Annotated in this window: 21 protein-coding genes; 17 read left to right on the top strand and 4 right to left on the bottom strand. The window is 41.7% G+C overall.

From position 1 onward, the window contains the following. The first annotated feature begins 55 nt into the window (after nt 1–55). Genes aroK through ACMVDV_RS11355 form a run of 4 tightly spaced genes read left to right on the top strand, consistent with a single transcriptional unit; the run spans nt 56 to nt 3910 of the window. Entirely contained in the window at nt 56–574 is a 519-nt protein-coding gene (gene aroK, locus ACMVDV_RS11370; protein ID WP_008466255.1) for a shikimate kinase AroK, read from the top strand. A gap of 26 nt (nt 575–600) precedes the next feature. Beyond that, nucleotides 601–1671, top strand: coding sequence for a 3-dehydroquinate synthase (aroB, locus tag ACMVDV_RS11365; protein ID WP_304182832.1), 1071 nt, complete (start codon nt 601–603; stop codon nt 1669–1671). Beyond that, complete coding sequence (locus ACMVDV_RS11360; protein WP_416158190.1) at nt 1671–3005, top strand: AAA family ATPase; 1335 nt, start codon at nt 1671–1673, stop codon at nt 3003–3005. Before aroB ends, ACMVDV_RS11360 begins: the two co-directional genes overlap by 1 nt. Nucleotides 3006–3058: 53 nt before the next feature. Beyond that, a complete protein-coding gene (locus tag ACMVDV_RS11355; RefSeq protein ID WP_304182830.1) occupies nt 3059–3910 on the top strand; it encodes a Dam family site-specific DNA-(adenine-N6)-methyltransferase in 852 nt (283 codons plus the stop codon). Here the strand turns inward: ACMVDV_RS11355 and ACMVDV_RS11350 are convergent. Both ACMVDV_RS11350 and ACMVDV_RS11345 read right to left on the bottom strand, forming a co-directional pair. Further along, nucleotides 3873–4058 (bottom strand): DUF2970 domain-containing protein, encoded by a 186-nt coding sequence (locus ACMVDV_RS11350; RefSeq protein ID WP_304182829.1) that lies wholly within the window; start codon nt 4056–4058, stop codon nt 3873–3875. The two genes, ACMVDV_RS11355 and ACMVDV_RS11350, sit on opposite strands and share 38 nt — an antisense overlap. Nucleotides 4059–4062: 4 nt before the next feature. Then, complete coding sequence (locus tag ACMVDV_RS11345) at nt 4063–4356, bottom strand: hypothetical protein (RefSeq protein WP_304182828.1); 294 nt, start codon at nt 4354–4356, stop codon at nt 4063–4065. Nucleotides 4357–4640: 284 nt separating this feature from the next. On the opposite strand from ACMVDV_RS11345, the gene rpe reads away from it, so the two are divergent. The 5 genes from rpe to ACMVDV_RS11320 all read left to right on the top strand — a co-directional run bounded on the left by rpe (nt 4641) and on the right by ACMVDV_RS11320 (nt 7972). Then, entirely contained in the window at nt 4641–5324 is a 684-nt protein-coding gene (gene rpe / locus ACMVDV_RS11340) for a ribulose-phosphate 3-epimerase (protein WP_416158189.1), read from the top strand. Then, nucleotides 5324–5989: an HAD-IA family hydrolase gene (locus ACMVDV_RS11335; RefSeq protein ID WP_304182826.1), complete on the top strand. Its 666-nt coding sequence runs from the start codon at nt 5324–5326 to the stop codon at nt 5987–5989. The genes rpe and ACMVDV_RS11335 overlap by 1 nt, the downstream gene beginning before the upstream one ends. A gap of 49 nt (nt 5990–6038) precedes the next feature. Next, on the top strand, nt 6039–7043 hold the full coding sequence (gene trpS, locus ACMVDV_RS11330) for a tryptophan--tRNA ligase (RefSeq protein ID WP_304182824.1): 1005 nt from the start codon (nt 6039–6041) through the stop codon (nt 7041–7043). Nucleotides 7044–7269: 226 nt separating this feature from the next. Further along, the gene (locus ACMVDV_RS11325; RefSeq protein ID WP_416158188.1) at nt 7270–7395 is read left to right on the top strand and encodes a hypothetical protein; all 126 of its coding nucleotides are present in this window, start codon (nt 7270–7272) and stop codon (nt 7393–7395) included. 157 nt (nt 7396–7552) lie between these two features. Beyond that, complete coding sequence (locus ACMVDV_RS11320) at nt 7553–7972, top strand: IS1096 element passenger TnpR family protein (protein WP_416158187.1); 420 nt, start codon at nt 7553–7555, stop codon at nt 7970–7972. Nucleotides 7973–8072: 100 nt separating this feature from the next. Here ACMVDV_RS11320 and uvrA read toward each other — a convergent pair whose 3' ends face one another. Beyond that, a complete protein-coding gene (gene uvrA, locus ACMVDV_RS11315) occupies nt 8073–10892 on the bottom strand; it encodes an excinuclease ABC subunit UvrA (protein WP_416158186.1) in 2820 nt (939 codons plus the stop codon). Between the two features lie 164 nt (nt 10893–11056). On the opposite strand from uvrA, the gene ACMVDV_RS11310 reads away from it, so the two are divergent. The 3 genes from ACMVDV_RS11310 (at nt 11057) to ACMVDV_RS11300 (ending at nt 15180) form a co-directional block, all read left to right on the top strand. Further along, entirely contained in the window at nt 11057–12424 is a 1368-nt protein-coding gene (locus tag ACMVDV_RS11310) for an MFS transporter (RefSeq protein WP_416158185.1), read from the top strand. A 20-nt stretch (nt 12425–12444) separates the two neighbouring features. Continuing rightward, entirely contained in the window at nt 12445–13167 is a 723-nt protein-coding gene (gene ssb, locus ACMVDV_RS11305; RefSeq protein ID WP_416158184.1) for a single-stranded DNA-binding protein, read from the top strand. 276 nt (nt 13168–13443) lie between these two features. Continuing rightward, nucleotides 13444–15180, top strand: a complete 1737-nt coding sequence (locus ACMVDV_RS11300) for an EAL domain-containing protein (protein WP_416158183.1) — start codon at nt 13444–13446, stop codon at nt 15178–15180. Here the strand turns inward: ACMVDV_RS11300 and ACMVDV_RS11295 are convergent. Beyond that, nucleotides 15177–16031, bottom strand: a complete 855-nt coding sequence (locus ACMVDV_RS11295) for a 1-aminocyclopropane-1-carboxylate deaminase/D-cysteine desulfhydrase (RefSeq protein ID WP_416159091.1) — start codon at nt 16029–16031, stop codon at nt 15177–15179. The two genes, ACMVDV_RS11300 and ACMVDV_RS11295, sit on opposite strands and share 4 nt — an antisense overlap. 280 nt (nt 16032–16311) lie before the next feature. On the opposite strand from ACMVDV_RS11295, the gene ACMVDV_RS11290 reads away from it, so the two are divergent. The 5 genes from ACMVDV_RS11290 (at nt 16312) to ACMVDV_RS11270 (ending at nt 21396) form a co-directional block, all read left to right on the top strand. Further along, a complete protein-coding gene (locus tag ACMVDV_RS11290; protein WP_416158182.1) occupies nt 16312–18330 on the top strand; it encodes an SUMF1/EgtB/PvdO family nonheme iron enzyme in 2019 nt (672 codons plus the stop codon). A 139-nt stretch (nt 18331–18469) separates the two neighbouring features. After that, nucleotides 18470–19513 carry a rod shape-determining protein gene (locus tag ACMVDV_RS11285; protein WP_016709506.1) on the top strand — a complete coding sequence of 348 codons (1044 nt, stop codon included), beginning with the start codon at nt 18470–18472 and terminating at the stop codon, nt 19511–19513. Then, entirely contained in the window at nt 19513–20355 is an 843-nt protein-coding gene (mreC, locus tag ACMVDV_RS11280) for a rod shape-determining protein MreC (protein WP_304178962.1), read from the top strand. The genes ACMVDV_RS11285 and mreC overlap by 1 nt, the downstream gene beginning before the upstream one ends. Next, a complete protein-coding gene (gene mreD / locus ACMVDV_RS11275; protein WP_192540890.1) occupies nt 20348–20827 on the top strand; it encodes a rod shape-determining protein MreD in 480 nt (159 codons plus the stop codon). The genes mreC and mreD overlap by 8 nt, the downstream gene beginning before the upstream one ends. Beyond that, on the top strand, nt 20827–21396 hold the full coding sequence (locus ACMVDV_RS11270) for a Maf family protein (RefSeq protein ID WP_416158181.1): 570 nt from the start codon (nt 20827–20829) through the stop codon (nt 21394–21396). The genes mreD and ACMVDV_RS11270 overlap by 1 nt, the downstream gene beginning before the upstream one ends.

The following is a 21396-nucleotide window of genomic DNA, read 5'->3' as shown; positions in this document are numbered from 1 at the left end:
AGGTCGTTAGGCGGGGTTTTATTTCAAATTTTAGAGTTCGTTTGTACTAAAAGATATGGCTGAAAAACGTAATATATTTCTAGTTGGCCCTATGGGGGCTGGCAAAAGCACAATTGGTCGTCACATTGCAGACCAATTGCACCTTGAATTCGTCGATTCTGATCAAGAAATCGAACGCCGTACCGGTGCAGATATTGCCTGGGTGTTTGATCTTGAAGGTGAAGAAGGCTTTCGACTTCGTGAAGAATCTGTCATTGGTGACCTAACTGAAATGCAGGGTATTGTACTTGCAACAGGTGGTGGTTCAGTGATGAGCAAAGAAGTACGAAACAAGCTTTCGGCTCGTGGTATCGTTGTATACCTAGAGACGCCGATCGAAAAGCAAGTTGCACGCACGCAGCGCGACAAGCGTCGCCCATTACTGCAAACAGAAGAAGCACCTCGTGATGTATTAGAGCGCTTAGCTGAAGAACGCGAACCGTTGTATAAAGAAGTAGCTGATTTTGTTGTACGCACTGATGAGCAAAGCGCTAAAGTTGTCGCTAATCAAATCATCGAGAAATTAGATTTTTAAATACCAATAAGAAAAGGATACTAGCGATGCTTGAATTAACAGTTAATTTAGACGAGCGAAGTTATCCTATTTATATTGGTCAATCTGCACTTCAACAGACTGACAGGCTGCGTCATCATATTGGTGATTGTCGACCTATCATTATCACTAATGACACCATTGCACCTTTATACCTAAGCGATGCAATGGCGTTGTTAGCTGATTTAAATCCGCTAAGTTTTATTATTCCTGATGGTGAGCAATATAAATCACTGGAATGGTTTGAGAAAATTTCGGCATTTTTACTTGAAAATAATTGCGGCAGAGATACCTGTTTAATCGCCCTTGGTGGTGGTGTGGTAGGTGATCTGACTGGTTTTGTGGCGGCCTGCTATCAACGCGGCGTACCGTTTATTCAAGTACCCACTACCTTATTATCGCAAGTTGATTCATCAGTTGGCGGTAAAACGGCGGTTAACCATCCTTTGGGTAAAAACATGATTGGGGCGTTTTATCAGCCGCAAGCCGTGTTTATCGATACGCAATCACTGCATACACTTGCTGCTCGTGAATTTGCAGCCGGTATGGCTGAAGTCATTAAATATGGCTTAATTTACGATACTGAGTTATTTAGCTTTCTGGAAAATAACACCGCGCAATTGCAAGCCTTGGATGAAGAAACCATCCAGCATGTGATTTTTCGTTGCTGTGAAATTAAAGCACTGATTGTTGCCCAAGATGAAAAAGAAGCAGGTCTGCGTGCGTTACTTAATTTAGGTCATACCTTTGCACACGCGATTGAAGCGCAAATGGGCTATGGTCAATGGTTGCATGGCGAAGCTGTGGCAACTGGTATGGTACTAGCGGCAAAACTTGCGCATACCCGTGGCGATTTAAGCGCACAACAAGTTGCAAGGATCGTTACCTTAATAGCGCAATATAATTTGCCTAGTGAGATCCCTGATGTCATGACAGCTGAACATTTTCTTCATCATATGCGTAAAGATAAAAAGAATAAAAAAGGCACGATCCGCTTTATTCTTCCTACTGCGTTTGGTCAATGCGCGCTGGTTGATGATGTCTCAGATCAACAGGTCCGAGATTTAATAGGGCGCTAATGCAATCGCAAATCTTACCTAGCCGTGCGGCTTTGGTTGATCGGATTGCCCTACAGTTTGAATATGGGCAAAATTTAATTGTCTTACTGGGTCCGTCTGGACTTGGTAAAAGTTATCTTCTTGAAACCTTTATTACCGATAAATACAGTGATTTCAATAAATCGTTTGTGCAGCTAAGTGCGCGCATGACTGATGTACAATTAATGAGTGAGTTACTTGAGCAAAGTTTTCGTTCACCATTAATTGATCAAAACTTAAGCTTGTCAGAAAATTTTTATCAACTCGCTAAACAGCAAAACTGTGGTCCATGCTTGTGGGTGTTAGATGGCGGCCGGCATTTATCTGATGAAATGGTGCAAGAGCTCACAACACTCGCCAAACATAGCCCGACGACTTTATATATTTTACTGGCATCGCAATCAGTAGGGCAGTTTAAAAGCGCTGTAGAAATTCATTTAGAAGCGCTTTCTATGGCTGAAAGTAAGCAGCTTATGCAGTGCTATTTTCCAGACTTACCTTATGATGAAGATCCTGTCTTTCAAGCTTTTTTACAAGAAGCGCATGGTAACCCTAGTTTATTATTAGCCTGGCAGCCGACGCAGCATACTGCAAAAGTAGCCGTGACAGATAAAGTTTCGTGGCGAGTGCAGTTAATTGCGCTGCTGGTGATTATTATGCTGCTGATTATTGGTTTTTTGTATCAAGCAGATATGACCCGTTGGTGGCAAGATTTTTATCAGCAACAACCAAAAACCCCAGTGGCAACGGCAATCGCAGTCGATACTTTAAAGCAACCTGCAACAGCATTGACAACCGATCCCTCAGAAGTCGAAGCTGTAGATGCTCAATTAGCTGAGCAACACGCTCAGTCAGAACATGATAAGCTGCCAACTGAAAATCCTCTTCAGGAGAATAATATCGCGGCAATATTAGATAGTTTGGCGCCAGCAGCAGAGCCGGTGGATGTCACAACGAGTCTAGCTGATGATGTTATTGAACCCGAGGTTAGTACCATTGCTGAGGCTATTCTACCCGTTGATAATAGCTGGTATCTAAAGCAGGGGGATGATCAGCTCGTGATCCAGTTATTAGCGGTGACTCAACAAACAATTGCTGAACAGTATGTGGTTGAACAGGGGTTACAACCACTTGCTAAAGTCTATCAGACACGACGTAATGGTAAATTGTGGACTCTGGTAACCTATGGCAGTTACGATGACTTAAAAAGTGCCCGAGAGGCGTTATCGAACTTATCTGCAACAGTGCGTAAAAATCAGCCGTTTTATAAAAAAATTAGTAAAATAAAACAAGAAATCGCGTTACTAGATCAGTAAACTTACTTTGATTAGTGTAAAATCGCGGCACACCAGTTTGAAGTAAAGAGCCGATGCAGAAAAAGACCAGAGCCTTCCTTAAATGGGCTGGCGGAAAATACAGCTTAGTTGAAGATATTAGCGCACGCTTAAATGAAGCGAGTAAACACGCCGATACCTTAGTTGAACCGTTTGTTGGCGCTGGCTCGGTATTTTTAAATACAGATTTTAAAGATTATATTCTTAATGATATTAATGCTGATCTCATTAACTTGTATAACGAATTAAAAAACTCACCAGATGAATTCATCAGCGATGCTAAAAAGCTGTTTGTTGATTTAAACAACCAGCCTGACGCATATTACGATTACCGCGTACAGTTTAACCAAAGTAATGACATCTACGAGCGAGCGATTTTATTTTTATATATGAATCGCCATGGCTACAATGGCTTATGTCGCTATAACCTAAAAGGCATTTTTAATGTGCCGTTTGGTAAGTATAAGCGCCCATATTTTCCTGAAAATGAAATGTACTTCTTTGCAGAGAAAGCCCAGCAAGCCACATTTACCTGCTTAGGTTATGATGATGTATTTAAATTAGTACCCGATAATGCGGTGATCTATTGTGATCCACCTTATGTGCCTTTGAGCAAAACGGCGTCGTTTACCTCGTATGCTAAAGGGGGATTTAATTTAGATGATCAGGCGAATCTAGCTAATTTAGCTGAACAAGCTGCATTTGAGAGCAACACACCGGTGTTGATCTCAAATCACGACACAGTCTGGACTCGCAAAATATACAGTCAGGCAACCCTGGCTGAAATTCAAGTTAAACGGACGATTAGTCCAAAAGGGGGATCACGTAATAAAGTCAATGAGTTGATGGCTATGTACTTAGCACCCAAGTCACCACGCCATAAATAGCGGCAACAAAAATAATAAATAACATAATCGCAATGATGATAATACTGAGTGGGGAGTGTTGTTTGAAATCAGCGTGACGTTTATTTTCAGACTGCACGCCAAAAAATGCCGCAATAACACTTTGTATGGCGCTGAACAGTTGCTGCATTTGATTAGAACCTAGGGCTAAGTGAACGCGCTTTTTGTGGTTCGTCTGAGCTGGTTAATAATTCAAGTAAATCTAAATAATGAAATTGTGCACTGCGACTATCACCAGTGAGCCATGACATCCAACTTGATTCTTGTTCGACCTTCATGCATTGCGCTGCATTATTAATTGTTAAATGACCTGAGCTACATTGGCAATCGTTAGCCGCGATAAGTGTATCATCACTTTTTGAAAAATAGCTTAGTGTACCGATAGTTATAGCCGCCGCAGTTAAGATCCCGATTTTAAAAGCACGCATTTTACTAAGTCCATAATAGTGTAACTCACTAGAGCATACATAAAAAATGCTCAAATAACAAACTTAATTTTCCCTTAACAAATATAAAAAATTAATAAAATTAAAAGCTTAAAGTAAAAGTAATGTTTAAATTTAGTTGTTTAAAATTCAACCATTGCAAAAATTAAAATAGAGTTAAAGCTTTAATTAGCTGGGGTTCTTGGGGAATAGCTTGATTTAGGTTACATTATGCCAATTAAAGGCCCTGCTATTTTGCGCATTTTTAATATCACTAAGGATTGTTTATGTTAGAAACACTACAAAAGTACCTTATTGCCCCGTCTATTTTATCTGCTGATTTTGCTTGCTTGGGCGAAGATGTCGAGCGTGTTTTAGCTTCTGGTGCAGATGTAGTTCATTTTGATGTAATGGATAATCACTATGTACCAAACTTAACAATCGGGCCTATGGTATGCAAAGCACTGCGTGACTATGGCATTACCGCGCCTATTGATGTGCATTTAATGGTTAAGCCTGTTGATAGTTTAATTCCACAATTTGCCGATGCTGGCGCCTCAATCATTACTTTTCATCCAGAAGCCAGTGAGCATGTTGACCGCACTTTGCAGTTGATCAAAGATCATGGTTGCCAAGCTGGGTTAGTATTTAATCCGGCAACCAGTTTAAGCTACTTAGAGCACGTGATTGATAAACTCGATGTGATTTTACTCATGTCGGTTAATCCTGGCTTTGGTGGCCAGAGTTTTATTCCTCATACTTTAGAAAAACTACGCCAAGCACGAAAAATTATAGCTGAGTCAGGGCGTGCAATCCGCTTAGAAGTTGATGGTGGTATTAAAGTCGATAATATTGCCGCCGCCGCACAAGCAGGGGCCGACATGTTTGTTGCTGGCTCTGCTATTTTTAATCAGCCAGATTATAAAGCCGTGATAGAGCAAATGCGTGCCCAGTTAGAGGGTATAAAGTAATGAAGTACGAAGCTGCTTTATTTGATTTAGATGGTACTTTAGTTGATAGCGTTTATGACTTATATATCGCAATGAATCTGACATTATCTGACTTGGCGTTTCCTATTGTTAGCCAGCGCTTGGTAGAAAGTTGGGTCGGCAATGGCATTGAAACTTTGGTAAAACGAGGTTTAAGTGGTGATATGCAAGTGAGCGAGCATTTAGACGCTGTACTTGCTGATAAAGCAATTACGTTGTTTTACGGGCATTATGAACAACTAGTTGGTGAATACAGTGTCTTGTACCAACATGTGGAAACCGGCCTTGCAGCATTGCGAGGTATGCCTAAAGCCTTGATCACCAATAAAGCGCGATGTTTCACAGAAAAGCTCCTTGATAAACTAGCGCTAACCAGTCACTTTGAGGTAATAGTCTGTGGTGACGATATGGCGAAAAAGCCATCTCCTGAACCGCTGTTGTTTGCTTGTCAGCAATTAAATGTACCAGTAAGCCAAGCAATAATGATCGGTGATTCAAAAAGTGATATTTTAGCAGCGCGTGCTGCAAGTATAGATATGCTTGCATTAACTTATGGTTATAACCAAGGTGAAAACCTGAGTGACCATAATCCGCAGTACCTCTGCGATACATTCTTAGATATAATACCTGTGCTTACCCAAAGGTAAGTGACCCGTAATTTTAGCATTTTTAACTTTAGAAATATAAAGGAACATCATGAGTAAACCAGTAGTGTTAAGTGGCATGCAGCCAACCGGTGGGATGACAATAGGCAACTATGTTGGCGCTATTAACCAGTGGGTAAAGCTACAGGAAGAATATGACAGTCACTTTATGTTAGCTGATTTGCACGCGATTACTTTACGCCAAGATCCAGAGCTCTTAAAAGCCCGTGTATTAGATGGCATCGCTTTGTATGTAGCATGCGGTATTAACCCTGAAAAAGCGGCGTTATTTGTACAATCGCAAGTGCCTGAGCATGCGCAGTTAGGTTGGGTATTAAACTGTTATGCGCAAATGGGTGAGCTGAACCGCATGACCCAATTTAAAGATAAGTCAGCAAAGAACACCAGCAACGTAAATGTTGGTTTGTTTGCTTATCCGGTATTACAAGCGGCGGATATTTTACTTTATCAAGCGGCGCAAGTACCAGTAGGTGATGATCAAAAGCAGCATTTAGAGCTTACTCGTGATATCGCAACGCGTTTTAATAACTTATATGGTGAAGTGTTCACTATTCCAGAACCTTATATTCCTGAGTTTGGCGCGCGAGTTATGAGCCTGCAAGATCCACTGAAAAAAATGTCTAAATCAGATGAAAACCCCAATGGTTTTATCATGATGTTAGACGAACCCAAAAAGATTGAGAAAAAGCTGAAAAAAGCAGTAACCGATTCAGACGAGCAAGCGCGTATTTATTTTGATCGCACTGAAAAACCAGGTGTCTCAAATTTATTAACGCTTATGTCTGTTGCGACTAAACGTTCGATTGAAGAGTTAGTGCCAGAGTACGAAGATAAAATGTATGGCCACCTGAAAAAAGACACCGCTGATGCAGTAGTAAGCATGATTGAGCCAATCCAAGCGCGCTTTAAAGAGATACGTGAAGATCAAGCATTGCTTGATACCATCATGAGAACTGGTGCTGAAAAAGCCAGCGCCCGTGCAGAAGTGACATTAAAGTCAGTTTACAACGCGTTAGGATTTATTCCCCGCCCGTAATTGCGATATAGATAAAAAATACCGCTGAATGATTGTTATCTTCAGCGGTATTTTTTTACTTATAAAACATTAAATTACATTACTCAATGGTAATCAAGGACGTAGCTTTGCAGTAGCCAGTGAGGAGCTGATCAGACAATGTTCGCAGCTTCCTGATAGCGCACGAGCAACCTCTTTTCATGCAATCAATGCCGAGTATTTATATATCAGTGATGGTATTTCGCGCGTGGCCCGTTTTAATCTAACCACCCATGAGTTTGCAGAAGCTTATGTTGATTTTAAATTGTTCGCGTTTAATGTAACCGACAACAGCAAGCTGTTATTCAATCGCCGAGATGTCAAAGACACGTAAATAAAATTAGTCAGTTGGTAGCGGTTTGGGCGTTAGGTAGGACTTAGTATCTTTACAGAATTAGTTGCTTATGACAGTTATGATTGATATATCAATATAATATAAATTTAAAACGAGTAGTTTGACAAGTTTGGTAGAAAACAGGGGAAGTCAGAAAATGATTGAAACTTTAAAGATAAAATTACTTGATGGGATACATGCCGAAAATGAATGGGAATGTGCTTTAGAAATCCCTATTAACTGCAGCTTAGAGGAATTACATGAGGCCATTTTATTTGCAGTCGGTTTTGATAATGATCACATGTATGAGTTTTGTATTGCTAGCTCTTTTTATTCTAGAAATGCGCTGCGTATATCATGCGATGAAGATGAAGTAATTCAAGAAACCGTTGAAACTATATTCTCAAAATTAGCAGGTAAAAAGCTCTTTTATATGTTTGATTACGGCGATAGCTGGTTGTTTCAAATAAATAAAAGTCGTAAAAAACGTTTTACTAACAAGCCAAGCACTGTCTACCCTAGAGTGGCACTCGAAAGCGGTATCAAACCAGAGCAGTATCCTGACTGGGATGAGTAGGGAAATTAAAAATCCCCGCAATTAACAGAACATAAAAAAGCCCGAGTAACAATATTCGGACTTTTTTACCAACTCTTTATTATAATTTTAATAAAACCGCTTAAAGTAGCGCTTTTAAATAGTGACCGGTATGTGAACGCTCACATTCGGCTACTTCATCTGGCGTGCCTGCAATGAGGATCTCACCGCCGCCAGCGCCACCTTCAGGACCTAAATCAATGATCCAATCGGCTGTTTTTATTACATCAAGATTATGCTCAATAACTACGATAGTATTGCCATGATCGCGTAGGCGATGCAGCACCACTAATAATTGCTCAATATCGGCAAAGTGCAAGCCTGTGGTTGGCTCATCCAAAATGTACAAGGTTTTGCCTGTGTCACGTTTTGATAGCTCACGGGCGAGTTTAACCCGTTGCGCTTCACCACCAGAGAGCGTAGTCGCTGCTTGACCTAAGCGAATATACGACAAGCCGACATCCATTAAGGTTTTTAGTTTGCGTGCAATGGCGGGTATTTTATCAAAATAGTCGTGCGCATCTTCCACTGTCATCTCAAGCACTTGGTGAATGTTTTTACCTTTGTACTGTACTTCGAGCGTTTCGCGGTTATAACGTTGTCCTTTACAGACATCACACGGCACGTATACATCCGGTAAAAAGTGCATTTCGACTTTAATTACGCCATCGCCTTGGCAGGCTTCACAGCGACCACCTTTAACGTTAAAGCTAAAGCGACCCACTTTATAACCACGCGAACGTGATTCTTGCGTACCCGCAAACAACTCACGGATACCAGTAAAAATACCGGTATATGTGGCTGGGTTTGAGCGTGGCGTACGGCCAATGGGGCTTTGGTCAATGTCGATAACTTTATCAAAATGCTCAAGGCCACTAATTGATTTGTATGGTGCAGCTTCGGCGGTGGTTGCGCCGTTTAGTTCGGTATGCGCGAGTTTGAATAAAGTGTCGTTGATAAGCGTTGATTTACCAGAGCCTGATACACCAGTAATACAGGTCATTAAACCAAAAGGTATTTTTAAATCGACATTTTTCAAGTTATTACCGCTAGCGCCAAACAGCTCTAACCACTTGTCGTTGATTTTATGACGCTCTTTAGGAACTTCAATTTTGCGTTTACCCGACAAAAACTGCCCTGTGACAGACTCTGCACTGGCCAAAATATCATCACGGGTACCTTGAGCTATTACATAGCCGCCATGTACACCAGCGCCGGGGCCAATATCAATAATGTGATCGGCGGCGCGGATCGCATCTTCATCATGCTCAACTACAATCACGGTATTACCGAGATCACGTAAGTGGATAAGGGTTTTTAATAAGCGGTCGTTATCGCGTTGATGTAAACCAATCGATGGTTCATCAAGCACATACATTACGCCAACAAGGCCAGCACCAATTTGGCTGGCTAGGCGGATCCGCTGCGCTTCACCACCAGATAAAGTATCGGCACTGCGCTCTAAAGAGAGATAATTTAGGCCGACATTGATCAAAAATGATAAACGATCGCGAATTTCTTTTAAGATTTTTTCAGCTATTTGGCCTTTTTGACCGGTTAAGCTTAGTTGCTCAAAAAAGCTCATCGCTTCACCAATACTCATACTGGTGATAGCGGGTAAGTTAGTTTGGCCGATAAATACACTGCGCGCTTCTTGGCGTAGGCGCGAACCTTTACAACTTGGACACGCTTGGCTGGTTTGGTATTTAGCCAGCTCTTCGCGCACTGAATTTGATTCGGTCTCACGATAGCGGCGGTTCATATTATTGAGTACGCCTTCAAACTCATGGTTACGAGTTATTAAGTCCCCTCGATCGTTGCGGTAGTTAAAAGCAATTTTTGTCTCGCCAGAACCTTCTAAAATGATTTTTTTAGCGTCTTTAGACAGTTCCTGAAAGGGCATTTCTAAATCAAATTTATAGTGCTCAGCAACCGCTTGCAGCATCTGAAAATAGTAAAAACTGCGTTTATCCCAGCCTTTGATTGCCCCACCAGATAAACTTAACTCAGGGTTTTGAATCACTCTATTTGGGTCGAAATATTGACGAACCCCTAAACCATCACAACTTTGACATGCGCCCGCTGGGTTATTAAACGAGAACAACCGAGGTTCGAGTTCGCTCATCGCATAGCCACAAGTTGGGCAAGCAAAGTTAGCAGAGAGCAGTAACTCTTCGGCGCTTGAATCATCCATCGAGGCAATCGTTGCTACACCAGCAGACAGCTCTAGCGCGGTTTCAAACGACTCAGCTAAGCGTTGTTGTAAACCATCTTTAACTTTAAAGCGGTCAACTACGACTTCAATAGTGTGTTTTTTATGTAGTTCTAAAGTCGGTGGATCAGAGAGGTCGCATACTTCGCCGTCAATACGGGCGCGAATATAACCTTGACTGGCAAGTTGCTCTAACAACTTAACGTGCTCACCTTTGCGTTCTTTTACCACAGGAGCCAGTAACATCAATTTACTGCCTTCAGGGAACGCTAAAACAGTGTCTACCATTTGGCTCACGGTTTGTGCCGCGAGTGGTAAATCGTGAGTAGGGCAACGCGGTTCACCAACACGGGCAAACATTAAGCGTAAGTAATCATAAATTTCGGTAATGGTACCAACGGTGGAGCGAGGATTATGTGACGTTGATTTTTGTTCAATTGAAATTGCTGGCGACAGCCCTTCAATATGATCAACATCCGGTTTTTCCATTAAAGATAAAAATTGTCTGGCATAGGCCGATAAAGATTCTACATACCGACGCTGCCCTTCTGCATATAAGGTATCAAATGCTAAAGACGATTTACCTGAACCAGATAGCCCGGTGATAACAATTAATTTATCACGGGGAATGGTTAGGCTGATGTCTTTTAAATTGTGCGTGCGGGCGCCTCGGACTTCAATGTTTTCCATGCTATCTCGTTTCATTACCAAATTGATTTACTGAGTATCTCATAATACGTGCGAAGATTAATCCTTGATCAATGAAAAATCATCAGTTTGAAACGATTATTTCTTGTTAAGCTTGTGCTAGAATCCCTGCTCGAATTTTAATAGACAGCAAGAACACGCGAATCATGACAGCATCTTCACTTAATTCACGAGAAAAACGCGCCGCAGTATCGCTCGCGAGTGTGTTTGCATTTCGTATGCTTGGCTTATTTATGTTAATGCCAGTGCTGGCTATTTATGGACAAGATTTAGCTGGGTTTTCACCGTTATGGATTGGTATTGCTATTGGTGCTTATGGTTTAACACAAGCGCTGTTACAAATACCTATGGGTTGGTTATCAGATAAAATAGGCCGCAAAAAAGTTATTGTTGGTGGTTTATGTTTGTTTGCTGTGGGCTCTGTTATTGCAGCCACTGCTGATTCCTTGCAAATGGTCACTGTAGGGCGTGCATTACAGGGAATGGGGGCGATTGCCAGTTCATTACTTGCTTTTGCCTCTGATCTAAGTCGTGACGAACAACGACCAAAAGTGATGGCCGTAATCGGCATGAGTATTGGGATGAGCTTTGCTGTCGCCATGTTGCTTGGGCCTATGGTCGCCGCGGCTTGGGGCATTGCGGGTATATTTTGGTTGACGGCGGCATTGGCTATCCTTGGTATTTTTATCGTGCTATTTTTAGTGCCAAAAGCCGTTAATAAGGCGCCCAAAGGCGATACGCTAGCCAGCTTTACTGATATTAAAAAGCTTATTAAACACCCACAATTAGCACGTTTAGATGTGGGCATTATGTTGCTCCATTTAACCCTAACCACTATTTTTGTTGCGCTACCTGGGCAATTGATTGCTAATGGTCTGGTCGCATCAGCACATTGGCAAATATATATTCCGGTGTTGATCTTTGGCTTTTTGTTAATGGCACCTATGATGATCATCGCCATTCGTAAAGAAAAAGAAAAGCAGGCCTTTATCGCTTCAGTTGCGTTATTGACTATGAGTATGACGGCAATGGCGTTATGGGTTGATAATATTATAGGCATGGCGTTATGTATGTTGGCCTATTTTGTCGCGTTTAACTTTTTAGAAGCGACCATGCCGGCATTGGTATCGCGCTTTTCACCTGCCAATCAAAAAGGCTCGGCGATGGGAGTATTTTCGTCTGGGCAATTTTTTGGTGCTTTTTTAGGTGGTATTTTAGGAGGTTACGTTGCGCAATCAGCAACGCCGCAAGCAGTGTTTGCCGCAGCCGCAGTTGTTGGGTTAATATGGCTTATCCTTGCGTGGAATATGCAAGTCCCGCCAAGAAGTAAAATGATAAGCTTAATGACAGAATTAAGTAATGAGCAGCAAGCGCAAACCCTTGCGTCTCGTTTAGTTGCTTTACCAGGTGTAATAGAAGCAACGGTAGTATGCGATGAAAATCGTAGCTATTTAAAGATTGATGATAAAGAATTTGACCTAGACCAAGCCCGCAAAGCGGCTGGTTTAATATAACGTTTATAGGAGAAAGGTCCATGGCACGCGGTGTGAACAAAGTAATCTTGGTTGGTAATTTAGGTCAAGATCCAGAAGTACGTTATATGCCTAACGGCAATGGTGTAGCGAATATTACCTTGGCTACGTCAGATAGCTATAAAGACAAAAACACCGGTCAAATGGTTGATAAAACAGAATGGCACCGTGTGGTGTTTTTTGGCAAGTTAGCTGAAATTGTAGGTGAATATTGCCGTAAAGGGTCACAAATTTACGTTGAAGGCAAACTTCAAACCCGTAAATGGACTGACCAACAAGGCCAAGAGAAATACACCACTGAGATCGTGGTAGACGGCTTTACTGGCCAAATGCAAATGCTAGGTGCCCGTGGTGGTGATCAGCAAGGTGGCGGTTATCAAGGTGGCCAACAGCAAAGCCAAGGCGGTCAATCTCAAGCTGGTTACGGCCAGCAACAGAGCGCTCCACAGCAAAGCGCACCACAACAAGGTGGTTACACTCAACAGCAAAGTGCACCACAGCAAAGCGGTGGTTATGCGCCAGCGCCACAACAAGCACCAGCTGCTCGTCAGCAACCTGCTGCAGCACCACAGCAAAGTAATCAATACCAAAGTGGCGGCTATGCTCCACAAGGTGGCGGGCAACCACAAGGTGGTTTTGCACCTAAGCCACAAAATGCTCCACAAGGCGGCGCATCAAACCCGATGGAACCACCAATCGACTTTGATGACGATATCCCGTTCTAAATTATCAGTAATTATTTTCAAGGGTCTGTTTTTACAGGCCCTTTTTTTATCTTTGTTGGTAAAAAATGCATGCCAACAAATTTAACTTGCCACGCACTTGCTCCGGTTACATTTTTTATTTGAAATTTGCAAATTCATAGGTCTTTAAAAAAACGCCAGTTTTGGCTTTTTTGCTCGATTTATCGAATCTAAAATTATCTTTAATCATGCTGTAGCCTTGTGTTTATAGGGATCTTGAACAACACTTGAGCTATTAGTACAAACAGCGTAACAGCCATGGTGACTCAATTTAAAAATGCACAAGTACGGATGCTAAGTATTTATGTGATTGCTTTTATGCTTTTACTGACGGTATTTAATCTCTTATTAGGCGAGATATTGCATCAAAAAGTACACATCGAAGGCAGTCAATTAGCAAAGCAAGTATATAACTTAAAACTGGAGCAAATCGCAGATAGAGACATCATTGCAGCACTTGCTGGCGAGCATGGTTTTATGCTTGAGCCAGAGAGTATGCCGTTTCATTTTTCTGCTTTTATGGCCCAAGAGAGTGATATCTATAAATATAAAACGGTTAGTTTAAAGCTTTACCATTTGCCTTTTTGGGTTATAGAAAGCCCGCTATTTATTTTATTGAATTTAGTGATGATTGGCGCTATTACATGGGGCTATCGCTGGTGGCGGGTGCTTTTCAAACGACGCGATACGGTTGCTGAAATCAGCGATTTTAAAGCATCGCACACTCAATTGCCCGTTAACTTACCCCTTCATAATATTACGATTGGTGACAGCAATGCTGTTGCGACTAAGCACCAACAGGTAGCTAGAGAAGATGCTGTGATCACGGGCATGTACGGCATTCAAAATAATCACAACCATCTATTTGCTCTACTTTATTGGGCACAGCCATTTCCAGCTAATGTGGACTTAGAAAGTCATTTTAAAGTTATTATAGTCAAAGGCTTTAAAGAGTTATCTCGGGTATCTGTGAAGTTACTATCTTCAGGTGGCTTGGCAATTACTTTAGAGAATATACCGCAGGCCGATGTTGATACTTACGCCAAGCGGTTACATCAAACGATTTACCAAGCATCTTTGCTTTATCGCGGTGATCTATCCCGTAAAGAAATTAAAATAGGGGTATGTAATTACCGTGATGGTGCTGACCAAACGATAGTTTATCAGTTAACAAAATCAGCATTAACACTCGCAAAGCAAAGTGCTTGGCAGCATATTCACCGTGTGCCATTTAACTACACACGGTCAACAGTGCTGGCAAATAGTTCTGAGAACCTAACTGATTACATTGGCAAAAAGAAGTTTATGTTATTTTTTCAACCGCTGTTTGAATTTGCCAGTGGTGATATATTACAGCATGAAGCTTTGATCAGAGTACGTCATAAATCACTAGGCATGCTGTCGGCTAGACAATTTATCCCGCAATTGAAAAGTGATGACGCAATTACCTTGTTGGATAAAACAGTATTGGAGCAAGTTATTAAGTTATTAAAAAGTGAGCCAAGTTCTTTGACGGTTAGTATTAACTTACATGCCTTTAACTGGTTTGATGATGATTACTGGCATTGGTTTGGCGAGAAAATGAAAACCCTAAAAGGCGCTGATAAACTACAGTTTGAAATATCTGAAGTGGATTTTTATCAACACCAACAGCTTTTGAAATTTGCTTTTAGTACGATTAAATCAGTGGGTAGCTCAGTATTAATTGATAATGTTGCATCGCACGATAAAATCGCTTTATTGGCGTCTTATAAAGGGATCAAAGGACTAAAATTAAGCTACGATTTAATTCACAACATTGATAAAAATGTAACGCAGCAAAAAATGGTGCGCCAAATTGTCGTGAGTGCTGAGCGAATAAACTTACCTGTATACGGTGTTGGTGTGGAAACGCAACAAGAGCTCAATATGCTTAAAAAGCAGGGCGTCATTGGTGCGCAAGGGTTTTACTTTACAGAGCCTTTGCAAGAGTTTACTAATGTAATGGTAAATTAACCTATTAACTGACGGTAACGCAGTCCATTTAATCCTTGCAGGCCGCCGGTATGAATAGCAATGATCTGGCTGCCTTCAGGAAAATAACCCTGAGCTATTAGCTGCCATAAAGCGTACATCATTTTTCCTGAGTAAATTGGTTCGAACGGTAGTTGATGTTGAGTTTGCATCATTTGGCAAAACTGCCAAAGTTCAGGGCTAAACTTGCCATAACCACCACCATGAAACTGGGTGAGTAATTGCCAGTTTTGCTGCTGCATAGCAATTGCACTAAGAGATTTGATTTCATCCACTAGATAATCAGCTTGCTTTAATACCGCAACCCCTAAAACCTGAGTGGTGTTATCGCAACCTTCAATCAATCCAGCTAGCGTGCCCCCGCTACCGGTTGGGCAGATAACATAATCAGCGTTAGGTAATGACTGCGCAAGCTCTTTACAGCCTAGCAGAGCGGCTTTGTTTGTCCCGCCTTCTGGCAGTATGTAGGCGTTAGGAAAACGTGTTTGCAATTGCGCTAAATAATCAGGGTTGTGTCGCTCACGATACTCTAAACGGGTAACTGGGTGCAGCTGCATAGCGCATTGTTTGGCAAACTTTAAGGTCGGGTTTTGCTGATCAAGTTCAGGGCCACGGATAATGCCATGGGTTTTCAAGTTGAACTGCTTTCCTGCGGCTGCACAGGCATGAATATGATTTGAAAAAGCACCGCCAAAAGTAACTAATTCTGTTTTACCCTCTGTTTTCATTGCAGTTAAGTTATATTTTAATTTTCGCCATTTATTGCCGTTTATTAACGGATGTAGAAGATCGTCACGTTTTATCGATAAAGATATTCTTTGTTCACTCAGCATCGAACAAGTGATTTTTTGCAGTGGAGACTCAGGGATTAAATTCACAGTTGCAACTTAAAATAAATGGGCCATAAGTTTAACAAATTAGCTATGAACAAGAAAAGGGGCTATTTTCATACTATGTGATGGTAATTTACTGGCATGAAGTACGGTAATAGTTGTAAACTCAGATAATTTTTGAACAAAGCTTGTGTTTTGCCTTGCAAGTACATAGCATAAGAGTTTAATTATAAAAAATAAATAATGACCAAATAATTGCCGCTTTTTGGGAATGGAATATATGCGAATTGCTCCTTTGTCTCTATTAATATCAGCTAGTTTGTTTGCATCGAGTGTATTTGCACAAGATACAGCCACAGTAACTGGAATTGAATCTGAGATCAGTATTAAACAAGCTGAATACGATAACGCTACACAGATACTTGAAAAACACTTAAAAGAAGAAAGTCAGTTACAGAGTCAACTAGATTTATTACGAACTCGTTCGACTGAGCTAGACAAAGAAAAAAATCAAGCACTTGATGCCATGAATGAAATGTATCGTCGTTTAATTGACGATCCCAGTATTGATATTAGTGCAGCACAAGCGCGCTATCAGCAGGCTGTGGTTGATCACAAACAAAATAAAGATGATATCGCGATGCAGTTGGCGGCAATTGCATCCCACCGCAAAGACATTGAACAAATTCGCGTAGCAAAACATACCCAGCTAAATACACTCGAAAGCTTAAAAGAACAATTAACAACAGCCCGAGTTGAACGCTTACGTAATGAATTTACCCGTGAAGGCACATTAGAAGTTAACCATACTATCAACTGTAAACGTACAGAAACGTTAGCAGCGTGTGAGCAACGTGGTCAGCAAATGGGTTTGCAAAAAGCGACCAAGCGTTTTGTAGACCAAATTTTTGCTAATTTAACGGAAGAGCGCCTAGTTGAACCTAAGCGTAATATGGCGGGTGCACAGGTACAGGTTTTAAGTAGCCATGTGGTCAATAGTGCGTTTAGTGGCCAAGGTAACTACAACGTAAACTTAAGTGTCACTATGCGTGGCGATGTAAATAGTAGTCGTTTGTGTAGCTTATTAACTGTTGATAACCGCTACTGTTCAGAGTACGGCACGCCGCTTAGCACTGGGTATCAAAGCAGTTACGATACGACTTTCACCGATAGTCAGTTAACATTCAGTGATAGTAAGGATAATACCAACGTTTCGGTGTCGCGTATGAGTGAACAACCGATACACGATTATTCAGTTAAACCTATGCCAACGGTGAAGCCGCAGCTAGATGCAAATAAAATGATTGAACTTACGCTGCGTTCAAATGTTTATGACGATGAAGTGTTTATTGATGGTGTAAGTTTTGGTTCAACTCGTTTAGCAACGTCTTTACCAAGTGGTATTCATGATGTTGAAGTGCGTAAGCAAGGGTATCAACCTTATCGCGTGCGTGTTGACTTGCGAAAGCCGCAGACCATTCATGCTAAGTTGGTAAAAAAGCCTGAGTCGATTGCTGCACCGACATACACTAGCGAGCAACGTAATACGGTACCAGTAACCAGCTCTGCGCTAGGTGGTAACGCCGCTGCTGCAATGGTTGTAATTCCAGCTGGTAAGTTTGAAATGGGTGATATCAACGGTAATGGTCTTGCTAATGAACGCCCAGTTGTTGAAAAAACCATTGCAAGCTCGTTTGCTATGCAAAATAAAGAGGTGACGGTAGGCGCTTATCAGCAATTTGTTTCTAATACCAATTATAAAACAGAAGCTGAACGTAATCGTGGCTGTGCTTATTACTTAAATGGCGAACCAGTTTGGGAAGTTAATTTAAATTGGCGCAATCCAGGTTTTGAGCAAAACAGTGATTTTCCTGCTGTGTGTTTAACTTACAACGATGCAAAAGCATATGCTGATTGGTTGTCTGGTCAAACAGGTCAACAATATCGGTTACCCAATGAGGTTGAGTGGGAGTACGCAGCACGCGCTGGTACCAAAACTGAATACCCATGGGGTAACGAAATAGGTAAAAATTTAGCCAATTGTGGTTGGTGTGGTAGTGAATGGTCAAACAAAAGTGCAGCGCCAACTGGCTCGTTTGCACCTAATGCGTTTGGTCTTTACGACACGGTAGGAAATGTATGGGAATGGACTCATAAGTCGGCTGAACAAGCGGATGTGACTGTTCGCGGTGGGGCGTGGAATTTTGCGCCTAGTTTAGCTCGCGCCTCAACTCGTTTGATTTTGGCGCCGGACTTTCGTGCAAATTATATCGGTTTTCGTCTAGTACGCGAACGATAAAAAATAATTTAAAAAGGAAGCAATGCTTCCTTTTTTACCCAATTAACAAAGGTAGCTACGCTTTTTATTGCCGAACTGATTCAGCATGTTAAAGTGCATAAGCTAACATAAGAACGTTTTTCAAAGGTCATCCAGCCTCATGTTTAAAAAGCTCCGTGGTATTTTTTCAAACGATCTATCGATCGACTTGGGTACAGCCAACACCCTAATTTATGTCAAAGATGAAGGCATTGTCCTTAATGAACCATCTGTAGTTGCGATCCGTCAAGAACGCGCTGGTGGTCCAAAAAGTGTTGCCTCTGTAGGTACTGAAGCTAAGCAAATGCTTGGCCGAACGCCTGGTAATATTAAAGCAATTCGCCCGATGAAAGACGGTGTAATTGCTGACTTCTATGTAACTGAAAAAATGTTACAACACTTTATCAAGCAAGTGCATAACAATAACTTTATGCGCCCAAGCCCACGTGTGCTTATTTGTGTGCCGTGTGGTGCAACGCAAGTAGAAAAACGTGCCATTCGCGAATCAGCAATGGGAGCGGGTGCTCGCGAAGTGTATTTAATTGAAGAGCCAATGGCTGCTGCTATTGGAGCTGGCTTACCAGTATCAGAAGCAACCGGATCTATGGTTGTTGATATTGGTGGTGGTACTACTGAAGTTGCGATTATTTCACTTAACGGTGTGGTGTATTCATCATCAGTGCGTATTGGTGGTGATAAATTTGATGAAGCAATCATCAACTATGTGCGCCGTAACTTTGGTAGCTTAATCGGTGAAGCAACTGCTGAAAACATTAAGCATCAAATTGGTTCGGCGTTTAAAACGGATGAGCCGATTGAAATTGAAGTACGTGGCCGTAACCTTGCTGAAGGTGTGCCGCGTTCATTCACGCTTAACTCGCATGAAATCCTAGAAGCCCTACAAGAGCCATTAATGGGTATTGTCAGCGCAGTGATGGTTGCCCTTGAGCAATCACCACCAGAGCTGGCGTCAGATATTTCTGCTAAAGGTATGGTGTTAACGGGTGGCGGTGCTTTGCTTAAAGATTTAGACCGTTTATTAATGGAAGAGACTGGCATTCCTGTTGTGGTTGCTGACGATCCATTAACCTGTGTAGCACGTGGCGGCGGTAAAGCATTAGAAATGATAGATATGCACGGTGGTGACGTATTTAGTTACGACTAATGAAATTAATGTTTGGGCGTGCCATTTCTTTACAACTGCGGCTTTTTGTCGCAGTGGTATTGAGTGTTATGTTGATCGTCGGCGATCGTTATACCCAAGGTGGTACCACAGTACGCACGAGTTTAAATACTTTAGTGAGCCCGTTACTGTATTTAGCCAACTTACCTTATGAAGTATTTAGCCTTGGCGCTAAAAGCTTGCACACGCGCGATCAATTACTTACTGAAAACGAAGCACTAAAGAAAAAGCAATTACTGCAAAGTGAACAACTCCAGCAATATCAATTCTTAAGCAAAGAAAACCAAAAGCTACGAGCTTTATTGGGATCCTCTGCTAAACATTCTAATCGTAAAATAATCGCGCAAGTACTCTCTGTACACTCAAATCCGTATAGTCACCAAGTGGTGATCAATCGTGGCACCATTGATGGTATTAGTGAAGGGCAAGCGGTGATTGATGAAATGGGTGTCGTTGGGCAGCTTACCAAAGTTGGTTCAACAACCTCTCGTGTATTACTGATGACCGACACAACCCATGCCACGCCAGTGCGTATTCTGCGTAATGATGTGCGTACAGTGGTTGAAGGCATTGGCAAAATTAATTCAGTTAAACTCTCCCATGTACCGCACAGTTTAGATGTACGAATTGGCGATGTGTTGGTAACTTCGGGACTTGGTGGTACGTTTCCTGAAGGTTATCCGGTGGCTGTAGTGACTGAAATTAATCGCGATGAAGGCCAGCCATTTGCACAAGTTTACGCAGAGCCAATAGCTCAGTTAGATCGGATCCGTTTATTAGTGGTGTTATGGCGCAATCAGCAGGAAACTATCAGCAATGAATAGCCGTTATTTTTTATTGATTGCCGTGAGCATCTTTTTTGCTTTGATCATGGCATTGATGCCATTACCATTTTCGTTTGAACCATTTCGTCCAGACTGGGTGTTATTGGTGTTAATGTACTGGTCGTTAGCAGTGCCGCATAGATTAAATATTGGTACGGCTTGGGTGGTTGGCTTATTGATAGATTTAGCCACTGGTTCGCCACTTGGGGTCAATTCACTCACTTATTCAATTTGTATTTTTGTGACCGCCAGTAATTTCCAGAAAATTCGTAATTTTTCAATTTGGCAGCAAGCGATACTGGTAGGCTTATTTTTAACCTTGTATCATTTAATGCAATTTTGGTTGAACCATTTTTTAATGGATGTGTATTTTAACCCGCAGTATTTATGGCCTGTCGTCACTGGCATGTTAAGTTGGCCTTGGATTTTCTTATTGCTACGTAAATATCGCCGTCATTTCAGGATCAGATAATGCAAACCGCCATTTATTTAGCGTCAGCTTCCCCTCGGCGCAAAGAGTTGCTAACTCAGCTTGGTGTCGCATTCTCACAATTTAGTGTTGATGCTGATGAAAGCCCGCTAGCAGACGAAACCCCGCTCGAACTTGTTGAACGTTTAGCACGTTTAAAGGCCCAAACAGGTGTTGCGATGGGATACACAGATCGCCCCGTACTTGGCAGTGATACTGTGGTGGTTATTGATAACCAATCCCTTGGTAAACCTCGTGATAAAGCCGACTTTATGGCAACCCTAAAGCGTCTATCAGGGCGCAGCCATGAAGTGCTAACGGCAATCGCTTTTGCTACTGAACAACAGGTAATGAGTTGTGTTGTAACCACTAAAGTGAGCTTTAAAACACTCTCAGAACAAGAATTAGAAGCCTACTGGCAAAGTGGTGAGCCACAAGATAAAGCCGGAGGCTATGGCATTCAAGGATTAGGCGGGCGCTTTGTTACTCATATTTCGGGTAGCTATTTTGCGGTTGTCGGCTTACCTTTATATGAGTGCGAAAAATTATTAAGCGAATTCTTAAGTAGGTAA

This window comes from Pseudoalteromonas sp. ASV78 (genome assembly GCF_047806705.1).
Taxonomy (GTDB): Bacteria; Pseudomonadota; Gammaproteobacteria; order Enterobacterales; family Alteromonadaceae; genus Pseudoalteromonas; species Pseudoalteromonas prydzensis_A.
This window is presented reverse-complemented; position numbering and strand designations above follow the sequence as displayed.

Bases quoted from the DNA above. Each gene is read 5' to 3' on its own strand.
- aroK (WP_008466255.1), top strand. From the start codon at position 56: ATGGCTGAAAAACGTAATATATTTCTAGTTGGCCCTATGGGGGCTGGC.
- aroB (WP_304182832.1), top strand. From the start codon at position 601: ATGCTTGAATTAACAGTTAATTTAGACGAGCGAAGTTATCCTATTTAT.
- ACMVDV_RS11285 (WP_016709506.1), top strand. From the start codon at position 18,470: ATGTTTAAAAAGCTCCGTGGTATTTTTTCAAACGATCTATCGATCGAC.
- mreC (WP_304178962.1), top strand. From the start codon at position 19,513: ATGAAATTAATGTTTGGGCGTGCCATTTCTTTACAACTGCGGCTTTTT.
- ACMVDV_RS11360 (WP_416158190.1), top strand. From the start codon at position 1,671: ATGCAATCGCAAATCTTACCTAGCCGTGCGGCTTTGGTTGATCGGATT.
- uvrA (WP_416158186.1), bottom strand. From the start codon at position 10,892: ATGGAAAACATTGAAGTCCGAGGCGCCCGCACGCACAATTTAAAAGAC.
- trpS (WP_304182824.1), top strand. From the start codon at position 6,039: ATGAGTAAACCAGTAGTGTTAAGTGGCATGCAGCCAACCGGTGGGATG.
- ACMVDV_RS11350 (WP_304182829.1), bottom strand. From the start codon at position 4,058: ATGCAGCAACTGTTCAGCGCCATACAAAGTGTTATTGCGGCATTTTTT.
- ACMVDV_RS11270 (WP_416158181.1), top strand. From the start codon at position 20,827: ATGCAAACCGCCATTTATTTAGCGTCAGCTTCCCCTCGGCGCAAAGAG.
- ACMVDV_RS11300 (WP_416158183.1), top strand. From the start codon at position 13,444: ATGGTGACTCAATTTAAAAATGCACAAGTACGGATGCTAAGTATTTAT.
- ACMVDV_RS11335 (WP_304182826.1), top strand. From the start codon at position 5,324: ATGAAGTACGAAGCTGCTTTATTTGATTTAGATGGTACTTTAGTTGAT.
- ACMVDV_RS11345 (WP_304182828.1), bottom strand. From the start codon at position 4,356: ATGCGTGCTTTTAAAATCGGGATCTTAACTGCGGCGGCTATAACTATC.
- mreD (WP_192540890.1), top strand. From the start codon at position 20,348: ATGAATAGCCGTTATTTTTTATTGATTGCCGTGAGCATCTTTTTTGCT.
- rpe (WP_416158189.1), top strand. From the start codon at position 4,641: ATGTTAGAAACACTACAAAAGTACCTTATTGCCCCGTCTATTTTATCT.
- ACMVDV_RS11320 (WP_416158187.1), top strand. From the start codon at position 7,553: ATGATTGAAACTTTAAAGATAAAATTACTTGATGGGATACATGCCGAA.
- ACMVDV_RS11355 (WP_304182830.1), top strand. From the start codon at position 3,059: ATGCAGAAAAAGACCAGAGCCTTCCTTAAATGGGCTGGCGGAAAATAC.
- ACMVDV_RS11290 (WP_416158182.1), top strand. From the start codon at position 16,312: ATGCGAATTGCTCCTTTGTCTCTATTAATATCAGCTAGTTTGTTTGCA.
- ACMVDV_RS11295 (WP_416159091.1), bottom strand. From the start codon at position 16,031: ATGCTGAGTGAACAAAGAATATCTTTATCGATAAAACGTGACGATCTT.
- ACMVDV_RS11310 (WP_416158185.1), top strand. From the start codon at position 11,057: ATGACAGCATCTTCACTTAATTCACGAGAAAAACGCGCCGCAGTATCG.
- ssb (WP_416158184.1), top strand. From the start codon at position 12,445: ATGGCACGCGGTGTGAACAAAGTAATCTTGGTTGGTAATTTAGGTCAA.